Source organism: Veillonella fallax (genome assembly GCF_020687175.1).
Classification (GTDB): domain Bacteria; phylum Bacillota; class Negativicutes; order Veillonellales; family Veillonellaceae; genus Veillonella; species Veillonella fallax.
The window spans coordinates 1-11627 of record NZ_JAJEQD010000019.1 but is presented as its reverse complement, the minus strand read 5'-3'; the positions used below and the strand labels follow the sequence as shown (position 1 = coordinate 11627).

The window sequence follows — 11627 nt, the reverse complement described above, 5'->3', positions numbered from 1 at the left end:
GAGATTTAATCTACTTTCATGACATTAAATGATATTTTAAATGAACAGCGTATTTACGCGATGATTAATGATGTACCGATTCTACGAGAATCTGAGGTTCATCTCTTTGAAGAATTAATAGGTTTGTACCGGCCCACCTCTGTGTTAGAGGTGGGCACCGCCATTGGTTACTCAGCTTTATTGATGGCTCCGCTACTCGATAAAGAGGAGGGACATATTACATCTATTGAATTAGATGATGTGCGTCACGAAATGGCGAAATATTATATTAACCAATCTGATTATGCCGATAAAATTACATTGTTGAAAGGCGATGCGTCTCAAGTCTTAACGGAACTCACCGGTGAATATGATCTAGTGTTCTTAGATGGCCCTAAGGGGCAATATCTAAAGCAATTAGAACTCATTTTGCCGCATGTGAAAGAAGGAGGCGTTATTCTGGCGGACAATGTACTCTTTAGAGGCTATGTAAGGGGCGATAAGGAGCCGCCAAAACGGTTCAAAACTATCGTAAAACGGTTAAAAGAATACTTAACATATGTTGAAAATAAAGAATTGTTTAACACCACCATCTATCCAATGGGTGATGGTATGAGTGTGAGTGTGTGGAAAGGGCACAACAAATAATGGCAGAACATTTTATGGAATTGCTTTGTCCAGCTGGTAATATGGACAAGCTTAAAATGGCGATTCGCTATGGTGCGGATGCCGTATATTGTGCAGGCAAACGCTTTGGCTTGCGCGCAGGTAACTCTAATTTCTCCGACGAGGAATTAAAGGAAGCTGTAGAATTTGTACATGCTCATGGCAAGAAAATCCATGTAACATGTAATATCATTCCTCACAACGAGGACTTTGAAGGCTTAGAGGAGTATTTGAAATTCCTTGAAAGTATCGGCGTTGATGCAATCATCGTTGCTGATATGGGTATCTTTAGCCTTGCTAAACGCGTGGCTCCAGGCCTTGAACTTCACGTAAGTACACAAGCATCTACGACAAACTGGCATACAGTGCAAATGTGGAAAGAACTTGGTGCTACACGTGTTGTAGCAGCTCGTGAAGTGTCTTTGGCGGACCTTAAAGAAATGAAGGACAATGTAGATATCGAAATCGAATCTTTCGTACATGGTTCTATGTGTATTTCTTACTCTGGTCGGTGCCTATTGTCTAACTACATGACAGGCAATCGCGATGCGAACCGCGGTCAATGCTCTCAATCTTGTCGTTGGAAATACTCCCTTGTGGAATCTAATCGACCTGGTGAATACTATCCAATTGAAGAAGATGAGCATGGCACATATATCTTTAACTCTAAGGACTTGTGCTTGATTCACCGCATTCCAGATCTTTATGAAGCTGGTATTGATAGCCTTAAAATCGAAGGTCGTATGAAATCCGTTCACTACTGTGCAACAGTGGCTAAGGTATACCGTACTGCTATCGATACATACCTTAAAGAAGGTAAAGATTGGTATGTTCGTCCGGAATGGATTGCAGAATTAGAAAAGATTTCTCATCGTCCATATACAGATGGCTTTGCAGAAGGTCGTCCTGATGAAACAGCCCAAAATTATGGTAAATCTACTAACACACAAAGCCATGATTTTATCGGTTTAGTTATGGGTTACAACGAAGAAGAAAAATACGTTGATCTTGAACAACGTAATAACTTCAAGGTAGGCGATAAAGTAGAATTCTGCCAACCTAAAGGTGAACTTGTGGAAACTGTAATTGAAAAAATGACAGACGAAGATGGTAATCCAATCGACGTAGCGCCTCATGCGCAAATGAAAGTACGTATCTACATGGATACACCACTTGAGCCATATTCTATGATGCGCCGTGAGTGCAAACCAAAAGAAGCTTAGTACGTAGTATATTAACGACAAACATATCTAATGGATGCCTATACTAGCGACATGTATAGCATTTACATATTATAGTAATGATGTGTAGGAGGACTTATGAGTGGTACATCTTTAGAACCGAGTAAATCTATCGGTGCATTTACTGATGTACCAGATTTAGCAACCTCTGGGGAAGAGGCGTATGTGTACTTTCATCTTGAACCGAAGCATACGAACTATATCAATCGCATCATTGAAGGCTATGAATATTTAGGTGTTATGACCTCTGTAGATACGAGTGGGCGGTGCATGTTGCGCTGCACACCATCTACAAAGCCATTAGCCATTGAAGTATTAACTAGCTTATCTGATTATGTCACTATAGAGAAATGAGAGTATATCTATGAAACAATCTATTTTGAAACGTGCATTATTAACAGCTTGCCTTAGTGTATCTATGGCCGGCGTAGCTATGGCGGGCCCTGTAGGTCCTGTTATCATCCCTCAAGCAGGGGATGTAGTAGTCATCAATCATGGTCCTGATATGACCTTCACTGGCAATATCAACTTTGATGTGGAAAGCCAAACTAATAACAACTTACAAATTGGCTCCACTGTGATCCCTAATGTAGTATATGGTGCTGCTTTCAATAAAACTGGTGCACCAGATACAATTATCCCAGCTCAAACTTACGTGTATGTAGGTACAAAAGATGGGGCGAATGCTTTCACAGAAGCTAGCGACGCCGACAAAAAAGGGGCTAACTGGAATGTAGAAACGTTGAAGAAAACTAAGTCCGGTGATGTACAATTGGCAAGCCGTGGTGTTCCAGAAAAACCATTGGCAAACCAAGTAGCAACTATTAAAGACTCCATTATGCTTAGCGCTGTAGACCTCAGTACAACAGAGGTAGGCCGCAATAGCAAGGGCGTTCTATATATGACAGTTCCTAAGGAATTGAAATTAACTGCGGATACAGGTATTCCTGAAGACGTACGGGAAACAATGCCAGCCATGTTCCGTGGTAAAATGGGTGACTCTCTCATGGTAAACCTTATGCCTCTAAATGATGACGAAAAACAACAATTAGCGGCAAATCCTCATAATGCTAATGCAATCGTATTTAACCGTGGCATGAGCATGGCGAAAATGATTGGTTCCTCTGCTCGTACAAGCAAAGTGTATACATACATGAAGGACCATTATTTGAACCTCGTTATCGTAGCAAAAGATTACGACGATAATGGTGCTCGTGGTAGCGGTGTTATGATGGTATCTAAACAAGATAACTCTAATGATGTACTCTTAACACTTTACAAAGGCCCAGATCTTTCCAATAGCAAATTGGAAAAAGTAATTGGCGCTATGTTATCTACAAACTTTAAACGCTAATAGATCTAATAAAATCTTCAAAGTTTAATAGATCTTACAAAACGGCTCGGTATATTCGGGCCGTTTTCTTTTTGTTTAGGAGATAAGGGCGTTATGTTGAATTTATAGAATTTATGAAATTTACTATTTAACCGTATTGAATTTTTTAATTCCCTGTGATACTATAATCTAGTAAAAGTTATGCAAAGGACATGATTCTCATATCCCTGTGTACCAGAGAGAGGCTGATGCTGGAAATGCCTTACACATATATCAGAGTTACCCCCTTTAAACTGATTTGTCGAACCTAAGTAGGCAAATACGGCCGCCACCGTTATCGGGCTTAATGAAGTGAATTAACTATACACATATATTCGTATAGGTAGTTAACTAGGGTGGAACCGCGAATGATCTTCGTCCCTTGTTTTGTAGGGATAGAGGGTCTTTTTTTATTACAAAAATCCAGTCTATCCTAGATAATAATTGGAGGAAATTAAAATGGCAGATGTAAAAATCATTTTACCTGATGGTAGTGCAAAGGAATACGCTGCTGGCACTACTCTTGGGGAAGCAGTAAAACAATTATCTAACAGCTTGGCTAAAAAAGTACTAGCTGCAAACGTAAATGGCGAATTAACAGACCTTCGTGAAGAACTCGTTGATGGTTCTGAAGTAGCATTCTTAACATTTGAAGAAGATGGCGGTAAACATACATTGCGTCATACAGCTTCTCACATCTTGGCTCAAGCGGTTAAACGCTTATGGCCTGAAGCTAAATTGGCTATTGGTCCTGCAATCGATAAAGGCTTCTACTATGATATCGATATGGAACATACTTTGACTCCTGAAGATTTGGGCAAAATTGAAAAAGAAATGAGCCGTATTGTAAAAGAAAACTTGCCTATCACTAAATCCGTAATGTCTCGTCAAGAAGCTATCGAGTTCTTCAAATCTAAAAATGAAGACTACAAGGTAGAATTGATCGAAGATCTTCCTGAAGATGCTGTTATCTCTTGCTATGCGCAAGGTGACTTCATCGATCTTTGTGCAGGTCCTCACGTGGCATCCACTGGTAAGGTGAAAGCTTTCAAATTACAAAGCATTGCAGGTGCATACTGGCGCGGCGATGAAAAGAATAAAATGTTGCAACGTATTTACGGTACAGCATTTGAAAAGAAAGAAGAACTTGATGCATACCTTCACTTGCTTGAAGAAGCAGCTAAACGCGACCATCGTAAACTTGGTAAAGAACTAGGCTTATTCGTTATCAAAGAAGAAGGTCCTGGCTTCCCATTCTTCTTACCAAAAGGTATGGCGCTCCGCAACGAATTGGAAAACTTCTGGCGTGAAGTTCACCATGAATTTGATTATGAAGAAATTCGTACACCAATCATCTTAAATAAACAATTGTGGGAAACATCTGGTCACTGGTTCCATTACCGTGAAAATATGTACACTACAATCATTGATGATGAAGAGTATGCAATTAAACCAATGAACTGCCCAGGCGGTATCTTGGTTTACCAAAACGAAATGCATTCTTACCGTGACTTCCCATTACGTTACGCTGAACTTGGTTTAGTACACCGTCATGAATTGTCCGGTGCTTTACACGGCTTATTCCGTGTACGTGCATTTACACAAGATGATGCTCACGTATTCATGTTGCCAGATCAAATGCAATCTGAATTGATGAAAGTTATCGAATTGTTCGACCGTATTTATAGCCAATTCGGCTTGAAATACCATGTTGAATTGTCTACTAAACCAGACAATGCAATGGGTGATGATGCAATCTGGGAAGCAGCTACAGAAGCATTGCGCAATGCCATTGAAGCAAAAGGTATTCCTTACGTAATCAACCCTGGCGATGGTGCATTCTATGGTCCTAAACTTGACTACCATATCGAAGACTCCTTAGGTCGTACATGGCAATGTGGTACTATCCAGTTGGATATGAACTTGCCTGAACGTTTCCAAATTGAATACATTGGTGAAGATGGTCAAAAACATCGTCCTATCATGATTCACCGTGCATGCTTCGGCTCCATGGAACGTTTCATCGGTATCTTAACTGAACACTATGCAGGCGCATTCCCAACTTGGATGGCTCCTGTACAAGTTAAAATCTTGCCTATCTCTGAAAAACATGTTGAATATGCTAAAGAATTGGCAAAACAAATGCACCGCGACTATGTACGTGTAGAAGTGGATGATCGTAGCGAGAAAATCGGTTATAAAATCCGTCAAGCACAAATGGCAAAAGTTCCTTACATGCTTGTTGTAGGTGATAAAGAGGTTGAAGAAGGTACAGTTAACGTTCGTAAACACGGTGGTGACGAATTAGGTTCCGTACCATTTGAAGAATTCTTCAATTCCATTAAAATTGAAATCAAAGAACGTAACTAATTGATTTAGATGACTTATTCATCAATATAGTTGATGCGGATATGATGAGTTGTTATATTTAATTGGTTATAATCTAATCTCTTATATGTGTTAAAATAAACATATATAAATTTAGCCCCCATATACTAAGCCTTTCATTAGACTTAAGTCTAGGAGTTGGCCATTTGTATAGTGGGGGCTATCTCTTTAATTGTTACCTGTGAGTAGCGAAAGGAAATATTATGAAAGAAGTAAATTCATACGGCTGGAAAGCAGTCATTGGGTCCTCTATTGGTTATGCAATGGATGGTTTTGATCTCTTGATTTTAGGCTTTATGCTAACCTTAATTTCTGGAGATTTAGGATTAACTACAGGTCAAGCCGGTTCTCTTGTAACGTGGACCTTGGTAGGTGCCGTACTAGGTGGCTTTATCTTTGGTACCTTGTCCGATAAGTTTGGTCGCGTTCGCGTATTGACTTGGACTATCGTACTTTTTGCGGTATTTACAGGTCTTTGTGCCTTTGCTCAAGGGTATTGGGATCTTCTTATTTACCGTACAATCGCTGGTATTGGTCTAGGTGGTGAATTTGGGATTGGCATGGCTTTAGCTGCCGAAGCTTGGCCTGCTAAGCACCGTGCTAAAGCAACAAGTTATGTTGCCCTTGGTTGGCAATTAGGCGTATTAGCGGCCGCTTTGTTAACACCGTTACTCATTCCTATTATTGGGTGGCGCGGGATGTTTATGGTCGGTATTATTCCTGCCTTGGTTGCTTGGGTATTCCGAGCTAAACTACATGAACCAGAAATCTTTGTACAAAGTAAAGAATCTAAGGAACATTCACATACTAACTCTTTCAAGTTATTAGTAAAAGATGTAAGAACAACAAAGACATCTATTGGTGTTGCTATTTTAACATCAGTTCAAAACTTTGGTTATTACGGTATTATGATTTGGTTACCTAATTTCTTAAGTAAGCAATTAGGTTTCTCCCTTACAAAATCCGGTTTATGGACAGCTGTTACTGTATGTGGCATGATGGTTGGTATTTGGCTATTTGGACGTTTGGCAGATAAAATCGGTCGTAAACCTACATTTATTCTATTCCAAGTATGTGCTGTAGCATCTATTTTAATCTACTCTCAACTATCTGATCCAACAGCGATGCTATTTGCTGGTGCTATCTTAGGTGCTGCTGTAAATGGTATGATGGGTGGTTATGGTGCCTTGATGGCAGAAGCCTACCCAACAACTGCCCGTGCAACGGCTCAAAACGTACTATTTAATATCGGTCGTGCTGTAGGCGGCTTTAGTCCAATGGTAGTAGGAATGATCATCTCTATGTACTCCTACCAAGTAGCAATTGCATTCCTAGCTATTATCTACGTATTTGATATTCTTGCAACCCTATTCTTGATCCCTGAACTTAAAGGTAAGGAATTAGAATAAGAAAACCAGTCAATAAGATTAATAAACAAAACTAGTAAATAAGATTAGTAAATAATTTAACTACATTAAGCGCTGTCTTCGGACGGCGCTTTTTTTGTACCTGTATTTAAATTTGTAATTATATTTCTAGTATTTTGGAATAATACTGTTATTTTGCAGGAGTTTTAGAATCTTTGTCGAATATTATTTTGGCTATTCAAATTTTGATGTAAAAACACAATGCAAGCTGCTGCTACCAGTTAAAAGTAATTTTGCTAAGTGGAGATATACGTCATTTTAGAGATACTACCAGTTAAAAGTAATTTTTCTAAGTGGAGATACACGTCATTTTAGAGATACTACCAGTTAAAAGTAATTCTGCTAAGTGAAGATATAAGCTGATTTAGAGATACTACCAGTTAAAAATAATTTTGCTAAGCAGAGATACACGTCATTTTAGAGATACTACCAGTTAAAAATAAATATTTTTAACTGGTAGTATCTGGAAAATAGGTTATGTATGGAAAATTTGTAAAATGGTAAAGGAGTGAGTTTATTGGCGCGATTACGATTGCGTGAGGTTAGTGAAAGTGAAGAAGGTTTTAATCGATTAGAGCGAGCTATGCGATACGGTAAACGGTTAAAGTTAGCCAAAAGAGTGCTTAGAGATGTATTTATGCCAGAGGATAAGAAGTTATGGTTTTTATTTGAGCGTATATATACGGTGGTTCATGATAAGGAGGTAGCTGTATTAAGACGTTTTGGGTTGACACCGATGCAATATAATGTGTTGGAGTTTGTCTATGTTTCGTCGTGTAAACCAACATTAGGCTTTATAGTGGATGAGTTACGCGTGTCGTATGGAAATTTATTTGCAGTTGTAAAAAATTTAACAAAGAAAGGTTTACTGACTTGTAGTGTGTGTTCAACTGATAGACGATCTAAAAGTCTTGCTTTGACTTATGAAGGAAAGCTTTTATTTGAAGAAGTACAAGTTGTGCATGATAAAGTATTAGGTAATATGTTTTCAGCTATGCGCAAAAATAAGAAGAGTAATATTAAATCTGATCTAACATTTATACTTAGACATTTCAGTCCAGAAAAAATAGAGTAAGAAATAGAGTAAGTATTGAAGTAAGCGATAGAGTGAGTGAGCATAATAGATAAAGTGGGGATATGGCGTAAGTTAACCAGTTAAAACAAAAAATCCTACAATTTCTGTTAGTAAGAAATTGTAGGATTCTGATGTTTTGTTAGTTACTTTTAAGCTATACCAATCCAGTGCCAATATGTAAGAGCAAATACGAGCATCATTACATAGCCAATAATAGTCAATGGAATACCTGTAGTCATAAATGTTTTTACGTCGAATGTGTCGGTACCGTAAGCTACCATACCTTGTGGAGAGTTTACTGGTAATACTAGACCGAAGCAGATCGCATATTGCATAAGCATGGTTACGCCAATTGGGTTAAGACCTTCTGCATTGTGACCTACTACGATGGATATTACGATAGGAATCATAGCAGAGGAGAGGGCTGTAGCAGAGGCAAAGCCTAGGTGAATGACAATGAGGAAGGCAGCCATTACAGCAATTAAAATAAATACGCTGGCGCTTTCAAGGGAGAAAGCGTTTACGAATACTTGAGCAAGCCAAGTGGCTGCTTTTGTTTTAAGTAATACAGAGCCAAGACCGATACCAGCACCAAACATAACGATGGAACCCCAGTCGATGTTTGGCTGTGCAAATTTCCAGTCCATAATACCAATTTTAGGGAAGAAGAATAATGCAATGGCCACAATTGTTGTAGTTGTTGTGTCGATAGAATGGAGCTTGCCACCAGTAGCCCATAATGCAAGTAGACCAATAGAGATACATAATAGTTTCTTTTCGTCAGTACTCATAGGACCGATTTCTTGGCGCATTTTAGCGAGTTGTACATCGCCACCTACAAGTTCTTTAAACTCCGGCTTAATTAATGCTTGTGTTAAGAAATAGGCGATGATAACCATAATGATGGAGAATGGAGCCGCTGCAGTAAGCCAATCTATCCAGCTAATAGATGTATTCATCTGAGTTTGTATAAAGCCTACAGCCACAAGATTTTGAGCGGCAGCCGTTTGAATCATAATATTCCAGAACGTATCGGCTTGTACGGCACCTACCATGAGTAGAGCGGCTACGCGGCTTTTACGTTCAATACCTAAGTTCTCAACAATACCAATGATAATCGGTGCTAAGCAAGCAATACGAGCTGTTGCACTAGGTACGAAGAAGGCGAGGATAAGCCCTGTAATAATAACACCTAAATAAATACGGCTAACCTTAGTACCAACGCTAGATAGTACTAACATGGCGATACGACGATCGAGACCTGTTTTACGCATAGCTACAGAGATAAACATAGCCGCGCCTACGAGAATCATGGCTGGTGAAGAATAACCAGAAATGATCAGCTTCAAGGCATTGGCTGTGCCCATCGCTTTAGCAGGTGCTTCGGGATTCGGTGAGAACCCTAATAGTAAAGCGGTAAGTGCAGTAATCATGGTAGCACTTACTGGATAGGAAACTGCTGAGGTCATCCATAAGATGATGGCAAAGGCGAGGACACCGATCATACGATGACCGCCGGTAGATAATGTTTCTGGTGTAGGCAATAATAAAATACCGCCTAAAACAATAAAGGATAAAATAAGTCCAATATTTTGAGCAGTTGTACGCGCCTTTTGAGGAGGGGCAGTAGTTGTTACACTCATAATAAAACTCCTTTCAATTTGTGTAATACCTATTACTGTATAATAATAAATAAGGTAAACTATATAAGCCAGACTATCCTATAAAGCATACTATTCTATAAAGTACACTATCCTATAAAGTACACTATTCTATAAAGTACACTATATAAGCTAGACTACTCTATGAATATTATTGTATCGTATTTTCTATAGAATTAGTTGTATAATTTATAAGAATATTGTATACATAAAGAGAGCGCGGTTTCAGTAAGTATACCTATATACAGAACTTATAATGTCTGTTATACTATAAGAGTTGTAATAACAAATTCATTGTTAAAAGATCATTATTTTTTGTTGACTTTCACCAGTCGATTTGTTATTATAATTAAGTAATTTATGAAGCAGAGGCCATCCGCCACTCACCTAATACCGAGAAGTATGAGGTTAATATAGAGAACTCTATTCGGATGGTGTTTGCCGTCCGTTTTTTTTATTCTCTTGGAGGTGAACGCTATTAGCAAGGATACACCACGCATTAATGAAGAGATTCGTGCTCGTGAACTTCGTGTCGTAGGTCCTGAAAACGAACAAATCGGCATTATGTCTGGCCGTGAGGCATTGGCATTGGCTGAAGAAAAGCATCTTGATCTTGTGGAAATTGCACCTAACGCTAAACCACCAGTAGCTCGTATTATGAACTATGGTAAATATCGTTATGAACAACAAAAACGCGAGAAAGAAGCGAAGAAGAAACAAAAAATCGTAACTTTAAAAGAAGTTAAGTTACGTCCACATATTGAAGACCATGACTTTTACGTAAAAATGAAAAACGCATCCAAATTCTTGGGTGAAGGTAACAAAGTAAAAGTAACTATCATGTTCCGCGGTCGTGAACTTTCACATCCAGAACTAGGCATGGCAGTATTGACACGTTTCGCTGAAGAACTCAAAGAAACAGCGTCTATTGAAAAAGCAGCTAAATTAGAAGGTCGTAACATGACCATGATTTTAGTAAGTAAATAATGTTTTGGGAGGATTATAATTATGCCAAAAATTAAAACTCGTCGCGCAGCGGCTAAACGTTTCGCAGTAACTGGTACTGGTGAATTCAAGCGTGCAAAAGCTTTCAAAAGCCACATTCTTGAGAAAAAATCTCCAGCTCGTAAACGTAATTTGCGTAAAGCTACATTGGTTGCAAAAGCTGACCACAAACGCGTAGCTAAATGCTTACCATACGCTTAATCGTTAACTATTAGATCGATATATCGTAATTTAGGAGGAATATACAATGGCAAGAGTGAAAAAGGGCGTTACAGCTCATGCACGTCATAAAAAGATTTTAAAATTAGCTAAAGGTTACCGCGGTACACGTTCCCGTTTGTTCAAAAAAGCTAACGAAACAGTAATGAAAGCGTTGTACTACGCTCGTCGTGACCGTCGTGCGAAAAAACGCGAATTCCGTCAATTGTGGATCGCTCGTATCAACGCAGCGGCTCGCATCAATGGCACAACTTACAGCCGTTTCATCGCTGGTTTGACTAAAGCAGGCGTTGAAGTTAACCGTAAAATGTTGGCTGACTTGGCAGTTAACGATGCAGCAGCATTCGCTAAACTTGTTGAAGTAGCTAAAAACGCTTAATAGCATAACAATATAAATTAAGGACTCTCTTTGGAGGGTCCTTTTTTGTATGGTGAAAGTATGATACAGTGAAAATATATATCGTGTTGTGTAAAAGCGAGAGAATAGAGAAGGAGTAGCTAATGGAACAGTTATTTTAGGGTTATAGGACAAAAAGTGTTGCTGTTAATGCCGATGGAACTAGTTAAATACTAGCTCTATCGGCATTTTATCTT

11 protein-coding genes and 1 other annotated feature are annotated in these 11627 nt (G+C 38.9%); of the genes, 10 read left to right on the top strand and 1 reads right to left on the bottom strand.

All coding sequences use genetic code 11. The annotated features are described in order from the left end of the window. Positions 1-18 precede the first annotated feature (18 nt). The 7 genes from LKD20_RS08355 to LKD20_RS08325 all read left to right on the top strand — a co-directional run bounded on the left by LKD20_RS08355 (position 19) and on the right by LKD20_RS08325 (position 8148). Positions 19-627, top strand: coding sequence for an O-methyltransferase (locus LKD20_RS08355; RefSeq protein WP_024066665.1), 609 nt, complete (start codon positions 19-21; stop codon positions 625-627). After that, positions 627-1868: a peptidase U32 family protein gene (locus LKD20_RS08350; RefSeq protein ID WP_227721459.1), complete on the top strand. Its 1242-nt coding sequence runs from the start codon at positions 627-629 to the stop codon at positions 1866-1868. Before LKD20_RS08355 ends, LKD20_RS08350 begins: the two co-directional genes overlap by 1 nt. 96 nt (positions 1869-1964) lie before the next feature. Beyond that, positions 1965-2240, top strand: coding sequence for a DUF4911 domain-containing protein (locus LKD20_RS08345; protein WP_227721458.1), 276 nt, complete (start codon positions 1965-1967; stop codon positions 2238-2240). Between the two features lie 10 nt (positions 2241-2250). Then, positions 2251-3240: a hypothetical protein gene (locus tag LKD20_RS08340; RefSeq protein ID WP_227721457.1), complete on the top strand. Its 990-nt coding sequence runs from the start codon at positions 2251-2253 to the stop codon at positions 3238-3240. Between the two features lie 171 nt (positions 3241-3411). After that, positions 3412-3644: a binding site (T-box leader), on the top strand. A 73-nt stretch (positions 3645-3717) separates the two neighbouring features. Next, positions 3718-5628, top strand: a complete 1911-nt coding sequence (thrS, locus tag LKD20_RS08335; protein WP_105085858.1) for a threonine--tRNA ligase — start codon at positions 3718-3720, stop codon at positions 5626-5628. A gap of 221 nt (positions 5629-5849) precedes the next feature. Then, positions 5850-7055 (top strand): MFS transporter, encoded by a 1206-nt coding sequence (locus LKD20_RS08330; RefSeq protein ID WP_227721456.1) that lies wholly within the window; start codon positions 5850-5852, stop codon positions 7053-7055. Between the two features lie 535 nt (positions 7056-7590). After that, complete coding sequence (locus tag LKD20_RS08325; protein ID WP_227721455.1) at positions 7591-8148, top strand: MarR family winged helix-turn-helix transcriptional regulator; 558 nt, start codon at positions 7591-7593, stop codon at positions 8146-8148. Positions 8149-8297: 149 nt separating this feature from the next. On the opposite strand, the gene LKD20_RS08320 is transcribed toward LKD20_RS08325, so the two are convergent. Beyond that, the gene (locus LKD20_RS08320; protein WP_156720080.1) at positions 8298-9791 is read right to left on the bottom strand and encodes a DASS family sodium-coupled anion symporter; all 1494 of its coding nucleotides are present in this window, start codon (positions 9789-9791) and stop codon (positions 8298-8300) included. A gap of 486 nt (positions 9792-10277) precedes the next feature. Between LKD20_RS08320 and infC the strand changes: the two genes are divergently transcribed. The 3 genes from infC to rplT are packed head-to-tail and all read left to right on the top strand — an operon-like array spanning position 10278 to position 11412. Next, on the top strand, positions 10278-10796 hold the full coding sequence (gene infC / locus LKD20_RS08315; RefSeq protein ID WP_005386139.1) for a translation initiation factor IF-3: 519 nt from the start codon (positions 10278-10280) through the stop codon (positions 10794-10796). Positions 10797-10817: 21 nt separating this feature from the next. Next, positions 10818-11015: a 50S ribosomal protein L35 gene (gene rpmI, locus LKD20_RS08310; RefSeq protein ID WP_004696338.1), complete on the top strand. Its 198-nt coding sequence runs from the start codon at positions 10818-10820 to the stop codon at positions 11013-11015. Between the two features lie 46 nt (positions 11016-11061). Next, entirely contained in the window at positions 11062-11412 is a 351-nt protein-coding gene (rplT, locus tag LKD20_RS08305) for a 50S ribosomal protein L20 (protein ID WP_005376311.1), read from the top strand. Positions 11413-11627 lie beyond the last annotated feature (215 nt).

Coding starts and splice junctions, on each gene's coding strand:
- LKD20_RS08340 (WP_227721457.1), top strand. CDS start 2,251: ATGAAACAATCTATTTTGAAACGTGCATTATTAACAGCTTGCCTTAGT.
- LKD20_RS08350 (WP_227721459.1), top strand. CDS start 627: ATGGCAGAACATTTTATGGAATTGCTTTGTCCAGCTGGTAATATGGAC.
- rplT (WP_005376311.1), top strand. CDS start 11,062: ATGGCAAGAGTGAAAAAGGGCGTTACAGCTCATGCACGTCATAAAAAG.
- LKD20_RS08320 (WP_156720080.1), bottom strand. CDS start 9,791: ATGAGTGTAACAACTACTGCCCCTCCTCAAAAGGCGCGTACAACTGCT.
- rpmI (WP_004696338.1), top strand. CDS start 10,818: ATGCCAAAAATTAAAACTCGTCGCGCAGCGGCTAAACGTTTCGCAGTA.
- LKD20_RS08330 (WP_227721456.1), top strand. CDS start 5,850: ATGAAAGAAGTAAATTCATACGGCTGGAAAGCAGTCATTGGGTCCTCT.
- LKD20_RS08345 (WP_227721458.1), top strand. CDS start 1,965: ATGAGTGGTACATCTTTAGAACCGAGTAAATCTATCGGTGCATTTACT.
- thrS (WP_105085858.1), top strand. CDS start 3,718: ATGGCAGATGTAAAAATCATTTTACCTGATGGTAGTGCAAAGGAATAC.
- LKD20_RS08355 (WP_024066665.1), top strand. CDS start 19: ATGACATTAAATGATATTTTAAATGAACAGCGTATTTACGCGATGATT.